Below are 19,575 nucleotides of genomic sequence, written 5' to 3'. Positions count from 1 at the left end.
TGAAGCGCTTACAATGAGGAGGATTCATGACATTCATTGATCCAAGCATAAACAAACACTTAAAGGGGGAGATCAAGGGTGAACAAAAGGTACATAAGCGGCTATCTTGTTTTATTGTTGTTGTTCTGTGATCTGGGTCTGATTGCCAGGCCGGCAGAAGCAGCGAAAAATAATGTGGCGCTGAACAAAACGGTAACGGTGAGTTCTGAATACAAGGAATGGGATAGCGATAAAACGCATCTAGTGGATGGTAATATCGATACCCATTGGAGTACCAATACCGGAGTAACAATGGAAAAGCCGGAGTGGGTCATGATTGATTTGGGAGAACAGTACAATTTGTCTGGTGCGGAGATCAGGTGGCGAGACAACACGAATGTAAAATATACGGTGGAAACGTCTGCCGACCAGCAGGAATGGTCCACTGTTGCAGATCAGCTTAATAATACGGACACTACACAGATTGCGGATCTGGCATTTGAGAAAAATGATGTGCGATATATCAGGCTCAACATCTTTTTTTATAAGGGAGAGGGAGTTTGGCCTCAAATATTGGAGTTCAATGTCTGGGGAGAATCGGAAGGAATGGAGCCAGCCGACATTACGAGTTTTGATTCGGTTCAAGTGAGCACACTGCCGCGTAGTGCGCCGGTTTTGCCTGCGGAGGTCAATGCCAACTATCCGAATAATAAGTCGGGTCTGGTTCCCGTAACCTGGGACAGCATCGACCCATCGCAGTATGAGAAAGCAGGTGAATTCACTGTAACAGGTGCTGTATATGGTACAGAGCGTAAACCTGAAGCAAAGGTTGTTGTACAAGGGTATCGTTCCGATTACGTCAGAGGCGTTGATATTTCAACACTCACGGCGATTGAAGCGAAGGGTGGAAAATATCTGGACAGCAACGGCACCGAACGGGACTTGCTTGATATTCTCAAGGATCGCGGTGTCAATTATGTGCGTCTGCGCCTGTGGAATGATCCACAGCAATCGGGTGGTTATAACGATAAGGAAGATGTCATCAACATGGCTGTACGTGCTAAACAAAAAGGCATGAAGGTGCTGCTGGATTTCCATTATTCGGATGATTGGGCACACCCGGGTCAGCAGCTTGTGCCAAAAGCTTGGGAGAATCTGAATTTCGAAGGGCTTAAGAAAGCCGTGTACGATTATACGGTTGAAGTCGTTGGGGATTTGAAGGATGCAGGCGCGATGCCGGATATGGTGCAGATTGGAAACGAGATTAATAGCGGGCTTTTAAACGGCAAAAACCTTACTGTTAATTTTGCCGAAAACGCAGCATTGCTGAAAAGTGGAATTGACGCTGTACGCGCAGTTGAAGCAGCAGGCGGGAACAGCGGTGACCCGGCGAAAATTATGATTCATCTGGCCGAAGGCGGCAAGACGGATAGCATCAAATGGTACTTTGAAGAGCTGAAAAAAGCAGAACCAGAACTGAAGTATGACATTATCGGACTGTCGTATTACCCGTTCTGGCATGGAACATTTGCCGATGTGCAGCGAACGATGAATGAAGTATCCGCAGCGTTTGGTAAAGATGTCATTATCGCAGAAACGTCCTATCCGTTTACTTATAAAAATGGGGACAAGCATGGAAATATTATTGGCTCGGATCAAGCTCTTCATGTTGGAGGGGCAACGTTCCCGGCGTCGGTTCAAGGTCAATACGATGCAATTGCGGGAATTATGGATCTGATTGCAAACGTGCCTGATAATCGCGGGGCAGGCTTCTTCTACTGGGAGCCGGCTTGGATTCCGGCAGGGGTAGGCTGGATTGATACCGAAGGTGATGCGTGGGAGAACCAGGGCATGTTTGATTACGATGAGTTTCCGGCAAATGGCGGATATTCCAAAGAAGGCAGAGCCTTGTGGTCTCTCGACGTATTCAAAAGAGGGCTTGTGCAGACGCCAACAGATCGGCAGCAGCTGGCAGCAGTACTGACACGGGCAAACGCCCTTGTCGAAAGTGACTTTACACCAGAAACGTGGGGGAGTCTGGCCCCTGCAATTCATGCAGCTGAAGAAGTATACGCTAAAGCGTATACGTCAGGTGGTGTGAGTCAAGAGGAAACCAATGCAGCGACAGCATCTTTGGAAAGTGTGATGTTACAGCTTGGCGTGAAAACGCCAGATCGTAAAGCACTGAATGATAAGATTGCAGAAGCTGAGACATTTCAACAGAATAACTGGTCGGCAGCCACATGGGCTGTATTCAGCAAAGCGTTGGAACATGCGAAATCCGTTCTAAATAACGAAAGAGCTACCCAAACAGATGTAAATCAAGCAACAGAGCGTCTTGAAGCAGCTATTGTGGGCTTGTCTGATGTGGATAAAACAGAACTGCACCAGTACATTCAGCTCATGCAGCTGGAAAATGAATCATCCTATACACATCGCAGCTGGTCTGTTCTACAGCAAGCTTTGCAGGATGCTATTCAGGTGAGAGACAATACAGATGCTAAGCAATCTCAGGTAAATGCAGCACTGGATACGTTAAAACAAGCTTTCAAGAATCTGGTCAAGCTTGAGGCCTTGACGACAGGTAAAACAGCTATAGCTTCAAGCAGTGCAGGAAATGGTGGCGGCAAGGACAACTCGCCGGCAGGCGCAATTGACGATGATCCAACCACGTCCTGGGGGTCAGACCAGGGACCGGGTGAGAACACCTGGTGGACGGTGGACCTCGGACAGGTTGCGAATTTAAGGAAAATTGAAATGTCGATGTGGAGCGGTGGCATCAAATACAGAATTGATGTATCCGATGATAATGAACATTTCAAAACGGTCGTGGATACTACCAGCGATGTTGTCGTGTCTACATCCCCAAGTCACGTTCTCCCGGAGGGAACAGAGGGGCGTTACGTTCGCGTGACGATTACCGCAGGTTCCTCATGGGTCGGGTTCATGGAATTTGAAGCTTATGGTACCATCCCGGCGGACAGAAGTGCTTTGAAATCAACTGTTGCATCTGTAGAAGCATTAAAACAAGCCGATTACACGGCTTCCAGCTGGAATGTATTCAGTCAGGTGCTGAAGCAAGCACGGCAGCTGATTCTGGATGCGGAAGCTACGGAGCAAGAGCTAACCAGTGCGGACCAACAGCTGAAGGATGCCGCTGCGCAGCTCGTACGCCAGACTGCAAACCCGGGCACGGGACAGCCGTCCCAGCCAGGCAGTTCGTCCGGTTCGCCTTCATCTTCGGCAGGTACGAATAATCCGGCAGCAACACCGCAGCCGGCGCCTGGTAACGAAACAACGAGTGGTTCCATTACCGTAAAAGGAACAGCCACAGGAGAGGGCAAATTTGCAGTGCATCCAAGTGCAGCCGAGCTTGCTCAGGCTTTGAAGGCAATGGACACAGGCAAACGTACCTTGAAGCTGGTGGCCGATGTGCCTGACCGTTCCAAAGCGGTGACGTTCCAGATTTCATCGAGTCAGCTGGCTTCATGGGTTAAATCGGCGGAAGTACAGTCCATTGATGTTGTCGTGGGCAAAACGACAGTTCGTATCCCGCTTCGGTCCCTGCCGCTCACGATTGCGGAGACTGGAGGTACGTTTGACGTTGTCGTTGCAGAAGGCTCAGCAGAGCAAGTGTCTGCTGCCCAGCGAGCAAGTATCGGCAATCATCCTGTGGTTGATGTGCAGACGCTGCTCAATAACAAGTCGATCCAGTGGGCTGACAAGACGGTTGAAGTGCTTTTATCCGATGTACAGCCTGCCAAAGCAGATCATACGGTTATGGTTGTCAATGCCATCACAACGAATGGCGAACTGCAGCCTGTGATATATACCAAGTATGAGCAAACTACAGCTACGATGGCATTCAAGCCGTCCAAGCCTGGCAGTTACGTCATTACCAATGTCAAAGTGCCTTTAACCGACTTGCAGCAGCATGCCTGGGCAGTTCAAGAGGTTCAACATCTCTATAGCAAAGGTATCATTGCAGGTATGAGTGATACTCGTTTTGAGCCGCAGGGTGAACTTACCCGTGCCCAATTTTTACAGATGCTCGTTAAAGGGATTGGAAAAGCGAATCACACGGATTCTTCAGTTACACTACCGACAGACGTCAAGTCAGATCAATGGTATGCGGATGCCGTTCGCGCAGGTCTTGCGATGAACATTGTTCAGGGCAGAGCGGATGGGACATTCGGTGCAAATGATCGCATATCACGTCAGGATATGGCTGTTATGCTGCATCGGGCAATGTTGGCAGCGGGTGATCTGAATAATATGGCTTCTGCAACAGCTGCTGTACAGCCTGTGTTTAAAGATCAAACCGCAATTGCCGTATACGCACAAGACGCTGTGGCTTCCATGCTGGAGCTTGGCGTATTAAACGGGCTGCCGGACAGCACTTTTGGTCCAAAACAGACCGCAAATCGTGCGCAAGGAGCTGTTGCAGTAGCGAGGCTGCTGGAAAAGTTGTATTAAGAATTTTAATTGATGCTTGAAAAAATAAACTTAAACGTAAGAAAAGAGAGGTCGAATCGCGGATTCGGTCTCTTTTTTTATAATTGTCGTTAATGTCGTATTGACAATATCGAATTCATTTGTTATCATTTCGATAATATCAAAACGACATTATTATGAAAAGAGGAATGAGCTATGTTTGGATTCCGATTCGTAAAGTTTCAACCCAGTGAATATGTAATGAAGGTGAAGAACGGCAGAGTGCAGCGCGAGGGTGTGGGGTTATCGTTTTATTATTATGAGCCGACGACTTCGGTCGTTGTGCTGCCTGTATCGTCGGTCGATGTACCCTTTATGTTTGAAGAGATTACAGCGGATTATCAGACTGTTACTGTGCAGGGTCAGCTCAGCTATCGCATTATGGATTACAGCAAAATTACCAAGAGCCTGAATTACACGTATAATTTACGCAAAAATCAATATATGTCGGACGATCCCGGTAAGCTGGATCAGCGTGTCATTACGATCGCCAAGGTGCTCACCAAAAAATATCTGGAGCAGCTGCCGCTGAGAGAAGCAATTCAGTCGAGTGAACGGCTCGCCAGCAGCATGAAGCGTGAGGTTACGCAGCACGAGGAACTGGAGAAGCTGGGTGTTGAGCTTATGAATCTGTCGATTCTGGCGATTTTGCCCAATAAGGAAACGATGCGTGCATTGGAAGCACAGGCGAGAGAGGAAATTCTGCGTCAGGCAGACGAGGCGTTGTATGTGCGGCGCAATGCTTCCATTGAGCAGGAGCGTCGAGTGAAGGAAAATGAACTGAACACCGAGATCGCTGTGGAAACAAAGCGACAGCAGATTCGGGAAACGCAATTGCAGGCAGAGCGCTCGGTGAAGCAGAAGCAGAACGAGATGGAGCAGGAGCAGCTCCAGTTCAATACTGCGATGGAGGAACGCAAGCAGCAGCTGATTGAGCTCACCATAGCAAACCAGAATGCCGAGGCAGATGCGAAGGCCTATGAGATTGCGGCCATCATGAATTCGCTCCAGCATGTGCAGCCGAATGTATTGCAAGCCATGGCGAATATGGGCATGAATTCGGATAAATTAATTGCACTTGCGTTCCAGGAGCTGGCCGAAAATGCGGGCAAGATCGGACAGCTTAACATTTCGCCAGATCTGCTGCAGGGTCTGATGGCACCAGCAGAAGGCAGAGGCAAAGGAGGTGCGGCACGATGATTCTGGGATGGGGCAAACAAACGAATCTGTCCGCTTCCAGAACAAGGACTACACGATCCAGTCGAGTAAGTCAGAACGTGTCAGACAATCAAGCCAATCTTCTGGTGAAACAAGTCAGTGAGACCAGTCAAAAAGTCAAAGAAATAAACAAAGATCATCCTCAAGTCAAAGGGAAAGCGGGAGGAGAAATCACAGATGGTTAAGATAAATGAACCCATGAGTGAGCACAAATTAGTTCTGGTCAAACGCAGAACCCGGCTGGAGGAACTGATTGTCCGGTACAATACCGTACAGCAGGCCCAGTTCTACATCGAACGTCTTGGTGCGGATTTTAGCGATTACATCGAAGAAGACCGACGTTACCGACAATCGATACAGCTTGCTCAGCAGCAATTGAGTCAGCTTGGACGTGTCCAGATGATTGACCGGGAACATGTGCCGAATTTTATATTTGGAGAGCAAGATATTGTCGTGGTGGTCGGGCAGGATGGCCTGGTTGCCAATACGTTGAAATATGTTACCGAGCAGCCGCTGATTGGCGTGAATCCAGATCCGATGCGGTGGGACGGGGTGCTTTTACCTTTTACAGTCGAGGATCTAAGCTTCATCGTGCCGGATGTGATGCGCAAGCAGCGTGCGCTGAGAGAGGTGACACTTGCCAAGGTTGAGCTGAATGACGGACAGGTTTTGTACGGTGTCAATGACCTGTTTATTGGACGTAAGACACATGTATCGGCACGTTATGAAGTGCGTCTGGGAGCAAGAAGCGAACATCAATCCTCCAGCGGCATTATTGTGTCTACAGGCATGGGATCGACAGGATGGTTCAAAAGTGTGCTCGCAGGTGCCTCAGGCATTGTAGGTTCTGCAGCCTGGCAGCAGCTGAGCCGTACCGGGAGCGGTGAAGTGGCATCGGCAGCCGAGTCAGCAGGAAGTACAAATACGAGTGGATTTATGTGGGATGCCCCGTATTTATACTATACCGTCAGGGAGCCGTTTCCGAGCCGCACCACCGCAGCCAGTCTCGTATTTGGACAGATTCATGCCAAGCAGCCGCTGCACATTGTTTCACAGATGCCGGAGGATGGAGTTATTTTCAGTGACGGTGTGGAACAGGATTTCCTGGAGTTCAACTCTGGTGTGCATGCCACGATCGGCCTGGCCGAGAAGAGAGGACGTCTCGTGATATGAACATGTTTCTTCTATTATAATATGGATCTGTACTATATTTTCGAATATATCAAAAGACGGTAAACCAATTGGTGCACCATAGCCTGCGTTTTCTTGATTTGAATCAAGGAGCTGCAGGTTTTTTCGCGTTAAGATGAATACATCACCAGAACAAATACAGGAGGATGATGAACATGAGTATCACGTCATTACAAGAAGTCAAAGCCTACAGCACGGAACGTTTCACAAAACGGGTGTTGTCTCAACCAGGAGGCGGTGTAACCTTCGTGCTTCATTTTCTGCCAGGGCAACAGCTTCCTGTTCACAAACATCCCGGTGCAGACCTTACGCTGCTCGTTGTTGAAGGTAAAGGCACTCTGATGCTGGACAGAAAGGAGTACGAGATTCAAACAGAAGATGTGGTGTCCTGCGGAGGGGAGACTGAATTTGAATTCCATAATACGAGTGATGCGGAGGTTCGGTTATTTGTGGTACTGAGCAAAGTGCCGGAAGCTTCGTACGCGAAGGATATTTAATATAAAAAAATAAAATAGATCGATTATTGGAAATTGCAGGCTCCGCCAAGGATCTCTTTTTTCTATGCTGAAGTGAATGTTATGAGAAAGAAGACGCAGTGTGGTATCATTCATGATCTCACATGCGCCATTTCTGCTCAGCTCCATTCTATCGTTTTGTAATTTTGACCTGAAATGTGGTAGGTCCCTGTTCAATATACTCCCAGTCATACCCGTCAGGATGTGTAGCTTGAAACTGGAGGCGAAGTGGTTTGGGATCGTGATCATTAACAAGCAGCATGGATTCCTGAGGCTGAAGACTCTCGAACGTCTCAAAGATCACTTTATGCTTCAAATGCGGTGGGTACTCTGTGGCATTAATGGTTGCCGTGTAGGTATTCATAGGTCATTCCTCCCGATTGGATTGGTGTATGATGATGCAATTTGATTATAAAAAAGCGGGGTATGTGTCTGTGTGAGCCGGGTCACACCTTTCGTTTTGTCATAATCTGGCCTTATTTAGGTAAACGAAAAGACCTTAAACCAGGTGGATCAGTTTAAAGTCTTTTCTGCACAAATATATCAAAAGTAAAATATGTACGGCTCAAGCTCAGGTATCCCGCTGTTCCTTCAAGCTTTGCAGATCATGAATGATGATGCGGCTGCGATCAACCTCCAATAATTCATCCTTTGCCAGCTGGTTCAGCAGTCGATTGGCGGTTTCCCTTGTCGTACCAATGGAATTGGCGAATTCCTGATGTGTCATCGGCAGGTTGATGATAACCTTATCCTTCTGCTGCTGTCCATGCTGCTCTGCAAGCATTAGAAGAAAGGAGAGCACTCGGTTACGGACATCCTGCCCGGAGAGCACCTGTAATTTATCCTGTAATTCCCGAATTTTATCACCCAGCACACGCATAATTTTGATGGCAATGGAGGGCGTGCTCAGCATGAGCCGTTCAAAATGCCGGACGGGAATTGCCAGCAGACTTGTAGCCGTAATGCCTACAGCGGTGGCCGGATAGGGATGCGCGTTGAAAAAGCCGGTATGCGGAAACATATCGCCTGTTTTAAGAAAGGATACAATCTGCTCGTGCCCATTTTCATCGGTTTTATACGCTTTGACAATGCCGGTACGGATAAAGAAAACCGCCTCTTTCTCACTGCCCTCGCTAAAAATTACGGTTTTTCGATTCATGTTTCGGGATATAGCGATTTCTTCAACCTGCTTCAATTCCTCGGGGCTGAGATCCTGGAAAATGGGGAACTGCTGCAGAAATGCTGCGGCTGTATCCTTGTTTACTCGGGTCATGCATATTCATCCTCTCCGTTAATGCTTATCTTTTTATTGGTGATATGGTTCGGATTGTTACTGGTTGCTTGCTGCGTCCCATGAAGGTGGGAAATGTTGAAATAGTTGGAGTCGTGCAGTTTCTAATATGGTTCAACCTGCTGTGAATTCATCATTTTATCTTAACGTGATTTTGGTACATGTCAGGTGACATAGGTCACAACAGAAATGAACAAGAGAACATCATAGTCACATCCGAGTGCTTTATAAGCAATTATAGCGATAAGGATACATCGTAGGGCACAAAGGTGGCAGAAGCATGTGGGAGTGTGTCTGGAGTACAGTAAATCTCAAAGAACACATGTAAATCCCAAAGAACACATTAAGAGTGTACAAGAGTGGGCAGAAGCTTGTGATATGTCAGAAGTACGCATGAAGCACATCGGAGCCAATAAGAATGCATCAGCAGTGAACAAGGATGTCAGAGGAATAGGGGAGTATACCAGAAGCACAGCAATCACTAAGAACACATTAGCAGCGCACAAAGGCGAGAAGCATGTAGGAGTTTGTCAGAAGTACGCATGAAGCACATCAGAGTATAACGAATACACCTTCGTATAATTTAAAGCGTAGCTAAACAGGGGAGATGCTCAATAGATTTTTTAACGATCTCAGATGAGCTTATTTGGACCAATTTAAGCTCTCTGAGATTCTAACGATCCCCAGAGAGCTTATTTAGGTCAAAATCGAAGAAAATGCTCTATTTTCATAACAAATGATTGAAATAGGCTTTCCTGAAATCGTTAGAAAACAAAAAGGGACGATATGCCCCAAATAGCGTTTCTGGGAATCGTTAGAGGTGGGGGGGATATACGAAATCGCTCTCATGCTTCGTAAGATGCATTCATTCTCTTAAATATCCATACTTACTTGTGTGAAGCCAAGATATCCCGTAAGTTATTCGGCTTGAAGTACCTCGCCATACATCATCGCATTTTGCTACATCTCCAACATACTATCCCAAACGTTACTGCACGACCCACATAAAATCAAGAGCCTCACAACACAAAACAGTCACTCGTCATACATGAACGCACTGCGCCACATTCACCCTATCATGGGATTATCACCACACCATGCAGTTATTGTTTTTAATCTGTCGGTCAGGGTTAATGGGATATAGAATAATATGCATAAGAGAGGAGCTGCCTGAATGTGGACTGCATTGATGTGGGGCGGCATCTCGGCCTCGGCGGTTGTGATTGGTTCGCTTGCCGCATTGTTTATGAACATTCCGAGAAGAGTGATCGGCTGGATTATGGCTTTCGGAACAGGAACGTTGATCGGTGCAGCCACGTTTGAGCTGTTGGGAGATGCTCTGAATGATGGAGGTATGCTGCCAACGGCTGTCGGATTTACTGCGGGAGCTGTGGTGTATACGTTATTTGATCTGCTCATCTCGGCAAAGGGGGGATCGAACCGCAAACGCTCGAACAAGAAAAAGTCAGATAATCAAAGTGGACTGGGCATATTCACGGGCACTGTCATGGATGCAATTCCGGAGTCCATTATGTTAGGCGCCAGCTTGCTGGCCGGTAAAGGTGTCAGTGTTGTGCTTGTGGTTTCCATTTTTGTCAGCAACATTCCTGAAGGATTATCAAGTACGGTAGGGCTGCAGCACAGCAAATACAGTAAGGTGAAAATCCTGCTCATGTGGGTCTGTGTACTGCTGATCTCTGCTCTCGCCGCACTAGGCGGATACCTGTTTCTGGAGCAGCTTCCGAAGGAGATGGGAGCAGCCATCGGTGCTTTTGCGGGAGGTGGAATTATAGCCATGCTCTGCTCAACGATGATGCCCGAGGCATTTGAGGAAGGGGGGCCGATTGTTGGCCTGATCGCATCCATGGGGCTACTGGTTTCACTGCTGCTGGATATTTAGCTCCATAAGCCTTCTATCGTTTATACACCTATTGTCCCTATTATGTATAAAAGAGTATCCCGACCATCAGATAAGCTCTGAACGCTGGATACTCTTTACTTATGTCTCTGTCTTTGGTTAACGAAGTGTAAAGCTTAATGATGATTGGCGCAGCTTCCGCCGCAGCCACATGTTTCTTTACCTGATTCCTTGGCTTCAGGAAGCCTGTTTATTTCTACGGTTTTGGTAAAATAATGGCTGATCTGCTGATGAAGCTGACTGAACTCACGCTGAGCGTAGATAAACCTGCGAATCAGTGGATGATCATAGAGCGCACGCTCTTCCTGTTCGTATATTTGGATCTCGGATTCAAGCAGTTCGATATTCTGACGTTTTTTTTCTTCGAAAGCCTGATGTTTCGCCATAAAGCATTCAAATTGTGCAGTGGCCTCTTCGTCAGCGGCGAATTGATCGATCATACTGCGCATCTCCTGATATCCTTGGTCCTGAAGCAGTAACGAGCACAGCTCCTGCATTTTATGCATAATGATTTGTTTATCCATTTTAACAACGGTAGTCATAGAAATAACCTCCTGAAAATTCTATATTATTTAACTGTACTATCGTAATAACTGTAAATAGTAAGGTACATACCCACTGTGACGATGCTCACAATGCAGGCTGAATCCGGATATTGCACAAACTGCTGAATAAAAGGTTCAGGGGATCATGCCTTGCAGACGCTCCAGCTGCAAAATGCGTATATCACTGCCATTGACTTGAAGCAGCCGTTGACGCTGCATGCTGCTCAGCTTTCGACTTAACGTCTCGGGGGTAATACCGAGCAGCAGAGCCATGTCTTTTTTGAAAACAGGCAAGCGCATTTCGGGTTTTGCGTGATTGCGCATATGAAAGTCCAGAAGCAGCTTGGCAATCTTTTGTTCTGTTGTCATCGCACGGAGAGAACGGTTCCACTCATCTGTTTCACGTAATCGGTTCGAAAGGGCCAGCAGAAAAGTATAAGCCAGCTTGGGATCGTATGCGAGCAGTTGATCAAACCCATGCTTGTGTATAGAACATATTGCTGAATTCTCCAAAACCTCAGCATTCGATGGATGGGGCATTTGATGAAGCAGGGCGTCCTGACCGAAAAAATCTCCAGCAAACAAAAAGCGTATAATATGCTCCTTGCCAGCTTCGGTGTATTTACACAGCTTCACACTGCCTTGATGAATAACATAAAGTGTGTCTGAACGTTCACCCTCCTGAACGACATAGTCTCCTTTGTGGTAGTGACGTGTTTGCAAAAGAGAGGTTAACAAGTCGGCCTCGGACGAGGCCAGATGTTTAAATAGAGGCACTTTGGCGAAGCAGGCTTCATTCGACATATGAGAACAAATCATCTTTAGAATCACCTCATTTGTATCAGTTAAGGATGGGTTACAGACGTGCTTCTCACCTGAATGGGACATGCCATTTCCACCGTGATTTTGACCATTCTTGGTTATACGCAGTACCGCAGCTGCTCCATTGGTGAAGTGTTTAAACTGGTCTTGCTCTTGTATTCAGATTACGACATCAATGTAGTAATGGGTGTGACAGGGCACACACTTATGTAGGACTATGGATGTTATTTTGAGTGGTTAAGTCTGGATTTGTTGTGCTTGCGTTGAGAGTTTCATATAATTTGGGGGATGGTTATATGGAACAATATGGGGCAAACGAGGTTGATTCAGCAACAGATTCACAGAAGAGGTGATTTTGAATTGAAACGTTTCGAGGATGAAGGGGCGTATAAATACAGCTATTATGCTGTACTGCATCGTGGTGAACGAATTGAAGTCAAATGTCCTGAATGTGGAGGGCACGCTTATATCGAATGCGCTAATGGCGAAGTGCAGTGGAGATGCAGCCAGTGCTACGCTCAGGCGGTCAAAGAAGAAGACTACGAATATATCGGCAGAGGATATTGTGCTGTATGTGAGCGTTGGATTAGTGTAGAGGTAACGGATAAGAAACAGATATCCCATTCGCTTGTACATATTACGTGCCCGCACTGTGGAGCTGTTAATCAGGCCGAGATGCACAAAAGACCAACCAGTCGAGGTTATTATCGTGAAATTCAAAATGGCCGAGATCCTCTCTTTGATCTGGAGTTATATTTTCTGGATCATGTGCGGGGCAAGCAGATTTGGGCTGTAAACCGGGAGCATTTGAATTATCTGATTGCATATGTATCGGCCGATTTGCGGGTGAAATCTGGAGGGAAAATGATCAAAACAGCTTCGCACAGCATTCCTGCTTATATTAAAGATGCCAAAAACAGAGAAACGGTCACCCGTGTGCTGTCAAAAATGCAGCATAACTTCTAAGCATTGCATCAGATATCGTGGATATTAGTTGAATCAGGGAGAGGGAAGCATTGAAAAAACGAATCATGTTCAGTGTTGTTTTGTTTGTTATCGCTATGCTGTGCATACCTGCTTATTTTATTATGCAGACGTATGGTGTATTTCAAAAAGAAAAGGTGTTATCCGATTATGCCATTGCTGTAGATGTGCAGGGGAAATCATATCAGACATGGCTGATCACCAACAGCTTCGCAGCGATGGATAAAAAGGGAGAAGATCGTCAGCTCTACTATCGTATGGATACGAGTGGACTTGAAAACTTGTTCCAGTTGGCGTACAGGGAGTATGAGGTTAAACCCGGAGGAGATAACCCGTTTCTGGACGGACAAGTGGAATTTCTGCAATCCGAGCACAAGTATGTTCGAACCGAGAATAAATACGAGAATGCCAAAGACTTTGTTACCCTCCTGACACTTATGGATCGTGAGGGAGACGTGATTTACACCTATGAACAAACGGGCAAAGGTGATGACAACCTGGTAAAGTCTATCATTCATCAAGGCATGAGCCGCACAAGCAACCGTGGTTCAGGACCTGCTCGTGACCCGTATCTGAACATTACGGCGTTGTTTCGTGAGAAGCTGCATGTGGATGTAAAATTGACGGTGGACGAAGAGCATAAAGTGGTAACGATTCGAATGAACAAAATGGAGGGAAAATGATGAATATGTATGGTGTACTGCATGGACCGTTATATCTCGATGGGCTGACGAAGAGGGAGACCGAAGGTGTGGCTCATGAGGTGGAATGGAATGGCAAGCTTCAGGCACCTGATGGACATGATCAGTTTCATATTTTTTATTATGGTGACCTTGATGAGGATGATCTGATTTTGTGGCATGATATGACACCGTTGTTGGTTTATGCCGAACATACCGTTACAGGAGAGCGTTATCTGCTGATTGATGCGGCGAAGCACGGCTATGATGCGATGCTGTGTGAGACGTACCCCGAGGAAGACGTGAACAACCGCCCCCTTCGACCTTATCTGGACGTTGAGGGTGAGGATACCTTTGAAGTTCATCTGACAGCGTTCTACAACGTGCCTTGGGATGAGGAGTTTGGCGAGGATGTTGAGGAAGATGGAACGTATGAGCTGATTACAGGAGAACGTGTACATTTTAATGAGGTCAAGCGTAATGGTTATGATGCATTTGCGATCCGAATTCGTAATCGGAAAGGTATTGATACAGAAATTGTTCAGGAAGAGCTGGCCTAAGTGGTAATGGAACTGATTTTGTCTGGGGAAAGTCGGAAAATTCAACGCTAGGAGCGATTGTCGAATGTATATTGTGTCTCATCTAATTAAGCCGGTATCTATGCAAGAATTGCAGCAAGTGGAGAAGAAGCACAGCATTCGTCTGCCATTGGCCTATCAGCGTTGGATGCAGCTATATGGGGAAGGTACATATTCAGGCTGGATGAATGTGCAGCGGCCTGATCCTGAGGTTTTGAAGCCATTTGTGGAATACGATCTTTGGGAGCATACAGACGAAACGCCAATCAACCAGCAGCAGTTGCAGGAGTGTGTGTGTATCGGGACTTCGGTGGATGGAGACTTTCTGGCTGTTCATGCACAGGTGGAGGGGCTGATCTGGCTTCCACGGCATGATGAACAGATAACGCTGTGGCCTTGCTCAGATAAGTCCTTCCCCGAAATTCTGGATCAAATCTACTGTGGATATTATCAAAAGGATAAGCCTTTCAGACCTGCGTATTATGAACCATGGAATGAGATGCGGACGTATACTTTTTATCATTATACAGGTAAAGAAAACGGGCTTTCCATGAAAGAGCTGGCTGGCCTGTGCCAATTGCAGTTCGCGTGGGATCTGGTCATTGAAGACGAATATACCTGCAAGCTGTTTCGAGCATCCATCGGTGGGTATGTGCGCTTTAATTATGCCTATGAACGAGAGATTGCACTGTTTTCTGAGCAAGCAGAAGGGCAACAGGAGACAGAGGATCAGAAAATGGAAGTGCAGAAAACTGAGGACATACAGGTAATTCGGGAGATACGACAGTTTCTGCTGGCACATTATTGTACGGAAGTAAAGCAGCGAAGAGAATAAGGGGGAGAAGTGGCATGAGCTGGCTTAATACAGAGATTGCTGAAAAATGGCGTATGGAAGGCATGCGGTATGCAGGCGATGTTAACACATTCGTCCGCAGCATGTTGCAAGGCGAGCAGCCAGACGAATCCGAGCTTTCGGATGATAATCGTCATACGATCAGTGCCAAAGTAATGAAAATGGTGAAGCAGGCCAACCTTCAGGGGGAAGTGGAACGGCTTCGCAAGGAATTGCCGGCAGCAACCTGGCCGCTCAGCAACCATTTTCAGAATTCGATGCAGGCAGTTCAAGTAGCAGGTTACCTGAATGACGGAACGATCCTTTGTAATACAGGTTTGTCATCGAATAAAGGTCAAGTGTACACGATGGATCAGCAAGGCTGGTGGCGAAGCCCGGATGCAACATTTGCAGGCAGTTCGCCAGATGGAATGTACATTGCTCTCGCGAATAGCGAAGGGGTCCGTGTCATCCGTCAGCCTGACTGCAGGCTGGAAGGAGAACAGGTGGCATGGTATCACTGGAGTGAGATCCATGAGCATATCAGGGCTGTTTTACCCGGAATTGAATCCCTTGCGGACTCAACGCGTCCCGAATATACGTTAGAAAAGCTGATACCTGTTGATCATGGGCGGACGTTACTGCTTCAGTCTGAATTGGGGATATACCTGATTGAGCAGGCGAAGGCAACGATTCTTCATCCGGATGTGGCCGAGATTCAAGAGTACGAATATGAAGATACCCGCTTATCGATGGGGCATGCTGCTGTTTCATATGATGAACGCTGGATTGCATGGGGCAGCCAGATGAGCAGCCATACCGTTATGGATCGAAAAATGAACAAAGTATTTCAGATTGAGCCGCAATCCAGTTATCCGCATTGTGCTGCATTCAGCCGGGATCATCAGCATGTCTGGTTTAATGCATGTCATTTCTATAACGGGGTCACCATTCAGGTTCAATTAGCTGATATAGAGGGTCACGGAGACTCGGAAGAATGGCCGCTCATGGACGAGAACGCTCGTGTTTATACGATGGTTGAGATTGAAGCAGGTATGATCATTGGTGATGCTTACGGTTATTTATATTGCATCAACAATGCAGGGAAGGAGCTTTGGCGGCATTTTGTCGGCTCAACGATCTATTCTCTGGCTGTATCTCCTGAGCAATCACAGCTTGCAGTCGGAACATACGGGGGCATGCTGCATCTTCTTGATCTGTGTTCACAAAGTATGGATGAATACGGCATAGGCACAGGCACACTACGTGAACTGGAGCGTTATGTTTTGTGGCGTGATGAGGAGCCGCTGCGCTGGTAATGTCGAATGAGAGATTTCAGGCTGGAGGGTGATAGACATGGAACGCGAAGAGGCCGTTTTTTTATTAAAATGCCACGCATTCGCTTGTGATGATGTAACTCATCCTAAAGTGGAGCAAGGTTTTCTGGGCAGTCTTCGGCCCTTTCGCGGTCATTTAATCGAAGAGAACTTTCATGAGCTGATGAGCATATTACGCGTGCTGGCCCCGGAGCTTGCTCGTCCGACGTTGAATCGTGAGGTAATAGCTTGTTTATGGAGCATTACTCATTTGGCGAGAGCCTGGGCGGTTGAACCGGCAGGCATGCTTCGCAGTAATCATCTGATCTCGGACGAGCAGGTGGCTGTAATGGAGCAGTGGCTCAGTATGTTCTCGTATGCAGTCATGATTTTGGTCGAAGACGGCGGAGAGCAGGAGGCCTTCTGGGAATATGAGCAGTATGTACAAAATAGAGGCAATACGGAAGGTGAAGGGGTATGAATTCTGAGCTACATATGACGATGGACAGATTACGGGATGTGATGAATCAGCTGTTGCACGATAAAATTCAGGATGAAGAGATTCGTCTGTTATACGACCAATACCTTCTGCTGGAAGGGGTGGCAGAGGAAGAACTGGGAAGGTTCGAGCAGCAGTATAATGTTCGCCTGCCTGAGGATTTTCGTGCTTTTTACCGTCATACCAATGGCAGTGGTTATGGTCTGCATGTGCTGTATCCAGGGAATGCGGAGCAGGGGCGCTGTCTTCCGTTTTATCTGATGTCGCTGGAGGAGATGCAGGAGACCAAGCGATTTTTCTGTGATGTGGATGAGATGCTGGAGGAGCACTATAAGGCTGAAGAAATTCGTGAGCTGGACCCGGAGATCAAGCCGTATTTATTCAACACCTCATGGATTCCTTTTGCCGCGATGGCTGGCGGTTCAATATATTTGCTGTTTGATTTTGATCCGGCGGAGGCAGGCACATACGGGCAGATTATTATGCATGTTCATGATCCGGACTTTGTGTATTATGCTGCTGCTTCCTTTACAGAATTGCTTCAAATGTCGAACCGCAACCTGAGCCTTCTGGATGCTATTGAATACTAAGTGCACCTTGTACATTGAAATGTGGCTAGAACATAAAGAAGATGAAGAGGCATCACGGTAGAAGCTTAATCCATAGCTCCTGCGTGATGCCTTTTGTTGGGTTAAACGTTTGGACTTTCAGATGTTACCACTGGAAAAAACGATGACCATGGAACCCGCCGGGACCTCCAGGCCCACCGGGTCCCCCGAGACCGCCCGGACCTCCAGGTCCTCCAGGGCCGCCTATGTGCGGGCCGCCGGGAAATCCCGGGTAGTGTCCCGGATATCCTCCATGCCACCATGGCCCCGGTCCCCCGATGGGATATGGAAGGGGCAGGGGAACAGGTACTACTGGTGGATAGGGATAAGGGTACGGATAAGGATACGGCGGTGGTGGGGGAGGTGGCGGATAATACGGATAAGTAACAGGTTGTTGGGTTGTTGTTGAACCCGGTACATAGGACATATAACTGGCCTCCAATATCTGAATGGATGATATCAGCCTATGCGGCAAGGTCAGCAGCTGACACAGCAGAATTAAAGGGAGTGAATTGGGCTCACGGAAATGGGCTATGGGCATAAGCTGAGGATATAGGGTTTCACCTAAACCGAGCGAAGGGCAGGCGTTTTATTTTGGCAACCTCAACCATGGATTACACCTTACCAACCACACAATTCACCTATGATCTAAGCAAAAATCCGTTCTTTAAGAAGGATGAGTATAACTATATTAACGCACTTTCAATACAACAGCTGAACACATTAGGCAACACATCGCTGCTTGATATTTTTCTCAGTAAAGGAAATGTCGTTGAACCTCATATTCATCAAAATGCAACCGAGCTTGTTTATTGTATTAGCGGTGCAGCAGTGGTTTCCCTCATTAATCCGTTTACGAACCAACTGCTTCATTACCCGATCACACCGGGTCAAACCGCGAATGTACCTCAAGGCTGGTGGCATTATGAAGTGGCGACAGCCGATCATACCCATCTGCTTGCCATTTTTGATGCACCTGTGCCTGAAGCGATATTTGGCTCCGATATTCTGCGGCTGACCCCTGCCAACGTGCTGGCTCATACGTATTGTCTGAACGAACAGAAAGTGCAGGAGACACTCGCCCCCATACAGAAAACGGTGATTATCGGGCCTCCTGCGGATTGCAAAACGCAAATTGCCCCTGCTTTAAACCCGATGCCTAATGTTGGTCCGAATCTCCAGCCTAATGTGCAACCCAATACGCAGCCTCAGTCTCAATCCAATGTTCAACCGAACATGCAACCCAATATGCAACCCAACATGCAACCTAATCCACAGCCCAATGTGCAGCCAAACCTTGCCCCTCATGTACCACCTTATGTAAATCGCCTCCCATACTGGGGCACATGGGTTGACCCCCGTATTATCCATGAGCCAGGGTGCCCTTACTACACCGAGCTTCCTGTGCAACAGAATTCAGAAGAAAAAGCATAAACGATGAAGACAGAAAAATCTGGGGATGAGCGAGACTCTCCAGGTTTTTTTGTCATTGGAGTGTCTGTGTAAAATGTACTCCATTTATAACGTAGAGTGCTTTTCTTAAAATTTTTATATCAAATTCCCCTCACGATGTCACAAACCTGATCTGCTGTTTGTCTTCAGCATGTAGATCAAATGATGGAGGCAAATCAAAAATGAATGTACGAATGAATTACAGGACAGTAAGTCCGGGCGCTTTTAAAGCGATGATGGGGTTGGAGCGGTATGTATCTGGGCAATTTGAAGACAAGGTGTTTTATGAGTTGTTGAAAATTCGCGTGTCGCAGATCAATGGCTGTGCTTTTTGTTTGGACATGCATGCCAAGGATTTAATGAAGCTGGGTGACTACGGTGATCATATTCTTCTGCTCAGCGTGTGGCGCGAAGTCCCCTTATTCACAGACAAACAGCGTGTTATGCTTGAACTGGCAGAGGCGATTACGTTAATATCGGAGCAAGGCGTTTCCATGGAGCTGTATGATAAAGTTCGAGAATATTTTAGTGAAAATGAAATCGTTGATCTGATTATGGCAATCAATTCGATTAACAGTTGGAACCGTATAGCGATTACGACAGGTATGTACCCGGGGTGTTTTTAACCCGAACTCAAAACGGATTCAGCCAGA

Annotated in this window: 19 protein-coding genes and 1 pseudogene; 15 read left to right on the top strand and 5 right to left on the bottom strand. The window is 47.0% G+C overall.

Annotated features, from left to right (window positions below):
* Positions 1-78: 78 nt before the first annotated feature.
* The 5 genes from IEW26_RS00820 (at position 79) to IEW26_RS00800 (ending at position 7,379) form a co-directional block, all read left to right on the top strand.
* On the top strand, positions 79-4,455 hold the full coding sequence (locus tag IEW26_RS00820; RefSeq protein WP_188591006.1) for a glycosyl hydrolase 53 family protein: 4,377 nt from the start codon (positions 79-81) through the stop codon (positions 4,453-4,455).
* Positions 4,456-4,629: 174 nt separating this feature from the next.
* A complete protein-coding gene (locus IEW26_RS00815) occupies positions 4,630-5,673 on the top strand; it encodes an SPFH domain-containing protein (RefSeq protein ID WP_188591005.1) in 1,044 nt (347 codons plus the stop codon).
* Positions 5,670-5,876: a hypothetical protein gene (locus IEW26_RS00810; protein ID WP_188591004.1), complete on the top strand. Its 207-nt coding sequence runs from the start codon at positions 5,670-5,672 to the stop codon at positions 5,874-5,876. The genes IEW26_RS00815 and IEW26_RS00810 overlap by 4 nt, the downstream gene beginning before the upstream one ends.
* The gene (locus IEW26_RS00805; protein WP_373288388.1) at positions 5,869-6,864 is read left to right on the top strand and encodes a diacylglycerol kinase catalytic domain-containing protein; all 996 of its coding nucleotides are present in this window, start codon (positions 5,869-5,871) and stop codon (positions 6,862-6,864) included. Before IEW26_RS00810 ends, IEW26_RS00805 begins: the two co-directional genes overlap by 8 nt.
* 173 nt (positions 6,865-7,037) lie before the next feature.
* The gene (locus IEW26_RS00800; RefSeq protein ID WP_188591003.1) at positions 7,038-7,379 is read left to right on the top strand and encodes a cupin domain-containing protein; all 342 of its coding nucleotides are present in this window, start codon (positions 7,038-7,040) and stop codon (positions 7,377-7,379) included.
* 148 nt (positions 7,380-7,527) lie between these two features.
* Here the strand turns inward: IEW26_RS00800 and IEW26_RS00795 are convergent, their stop codons facing one another.
* A complete protein-coding gene (locus IEW26_RS00795) occupies positions 7,528-7,761 on the bottom strand; it encodes a DUF2249 domain-containing protein (protein WP_145401271.1) in 234 nt (77 codons plus the stop codon).
* Positions 7,762-7,968: 207 nt separating this feature from the next.
* Positions 7,969-8,670 carry a Crp/Fnr family transcriptional regulator gene (locus IEW26_RS00790; protein WP_188591002.1) on the bottom strand — a complete coding sequence of 234 codons (702 nt, stop codon included), beginning with the start codon at positions 8,668-8,670 and terminating at the stop codon, positions 7,969-7,971.
* A gap of 1,192 nt (positions 8,671-9,862) precedes the next feature.
* Here IEW26_RS00790 and IEW26_RS00785 point away from each other — a divergent pair.
* Positions 9,863-10,588: a ZIP family metal transporter gene (locus tag IEW26_RS00785; RefSeq protein ID WP_188591001.1), complete on the top strand. Its 726-nt coding sequence runs from the start codon at positions 9,863-9,865 to the stop codon at positions 10,586-10,588.
* Positions 10,589-10,722: 134 nt separating this feature from the next.
* Here IEW26_RS00785 and IEW26_RS00780 read toward each other — a convergent pair whose 3' ends face one another.
* Together IEW26_RS00780 and IEW26_RS00770 are read right to left on the bottom strand one after the other, a co-directional pair.
* On the bottom strand, positions 10,723-11,148 hold the full coding sequence (locus tag IEW26_RS00780) for a YlbF/YmcA family competence regulator (RefSeq protein WP_229729600.1): 426 nt from the start codon (positions 11,146-11,148) through the stop codon (positions 10,723-10,725).
* 138 nt (positions 11,149-11,286) lie between these two features.
* Positions 11,287-11,970, bottom strand: coding sequence for a Crp/Fnr family transcriptional regulator (locus IEW26_RS00770; protein ID WP_188590998.1), 684 nt, complete (start codon positions 11,968-11,970; stop codon positions 11,287-11,289).
* A gap of 324 nt (positions 11,971-12,294) precedes the next feature.
* Between IEW26_RS00770 and IEW26_RS00760 the strand changes: the two genes are divergently transcribed.
* The 7 genes from IEW26_RS00760 to IEW26_RS00730 all read left to right on the top strand — a co-directional run bounded on the left by IEW26_RS00760 (position 12,295) and on the right by IEW26_RS00730 (position 17,452).
* Positions 12,295-12,939 carry a hypothetical protein gene (locus tag IEW26_RS00760; protein ID WP_229729599.1) on the top strand — a complete coding sequence of 215 codons (645 nt, stop codon included), beginning with the start codon at positions 12,295-12,297 and terminating at the stop codon, positions 12,937-12,939.
* A 50-nt stretch (positions 12,940-12,989) separates the two neighbouring features.
* Positions 12,990-13,640, top strand: a complete 651-nt coding sequence (locus IEW26_RS00755; protein ID WP_145401279.1) for a hypothetical protein — start codon at positions 12,990-12,992, stop codon at positions 13,638-13,640.
* Positions 13,637-14,197, top strand: a complete 561-nt coding sequence (locus tag IEW26_RS00750) for a hypothetical protein (RefSeq protein WP_229729598.1) — start codon at positions 13,637-13,639, stop codon at positions 14,195-14,197. The genes IEW26_RS00755 and IEW26_RS00750 overlap by 4 nt, the downstream gene beginning before the upstream one ends.
* Before the next feature lie 64 nt (positions 14,198-14,261).
* Positions 14,262-15,050, top strand: coding sequence for an SMI1/KNR4 family protein (locus IEW26_RS00745; protein ID WP_188590996.1), 789 nt, complete (start codon positions 14,262-14,264; stop codon positions 15,048-15,050).
* A gap of 14 nt (positions 15,051-15,064) precedes the next feature.
* Entirely contained in the window at positions 15,065-16,366 is a 1,302-nt protein-coding gene (locus IEW26_RS00740) for a hypothetical protein (protein ID WP_188590995.1), read from the top strand.
* Positions 16,367-16,403: 37 nt separating this feature from the next.
* Complete coding sequence (locus IEW26_RS00735) at positions 16,404-16,844, top strand: hypothetical protein (protein WP_145401285.1); 441 nt, start codon at positions 16,404-16,406, stop codon at positions 16,842-16,844.
* Positions 16,841-17,452 carry an SMI1/KNR4 family protein gene (locus IEW26_RS00730; protein ID WP_229729597.1) on the top strand — a complete coding sequence of 204 codons (612 nt, stop codon included), beginning with the start codon at positions 16,841-16,843 and terminating at the stop codon, positions 17,450-17,452. The genes IEW26_RS00735 and IEW26_RS00730 overlap by 4 nt, the downstream gene beginning before the upstream one ends.
* Positions 17,453-17,576: 124 nt before the next feature.
* Here the strand turns inward: IEW26_RS00730 and IEW26_RS00725 are convergent, their stop codons facing one another.
* Positions 17,577-17,897 (bottom strand): hypothetical protein, encoded by a 321-nt coding sequence (locus IEW26_RS00725; RefSeq protein WP_188590994.1) that lies wholly within the window; start codon positions 17,895-17,897, stop codon positions 17,577-17,579.
* Positions 17,898-18,079: 182 nt separating this feature from the next.
* On the opposite strand from IEW26_RS00725, the pseudogene IEW26_RS30600 reads away from it, so the two are divergent.
* Positions 18,080-18,595: pseudogene (locus tag IEW26_RS30600) on the top strand (cupin domain-containing protein); the annotation flags it as partial.
* A gap of 509 nt (positions 18,596-19,104) precedes the next feature.
* Positions 19,105-19,548, top strand: a complete 444-nt coding sequence (locus IEW26_RS00715; RefSeq protein ID WP_188590992.1) for a carboxymuconolactone decarboxylase family protein — start codon at positions 19,105-19,107, stop codon at positions 19,546-19,548.
* Positions 19,549-19,575 lie beyond the last annotated feature (27 nt).

Origin of the sequence: Paenibacillus silvae (assembly GCF_014639235.1) — a bacterium.
Lineage (GTDB): Bacteria > Bacillota > Bacilli > Paenibacillales > Paenibacillaceae > Paenibacillus > Paenibacillus silvae.
The sequence above is the reverse complement of the archived record's forward strand: the minus strand, read 5'-3'. Positions and strand labels throughout refer to the sequence as shown.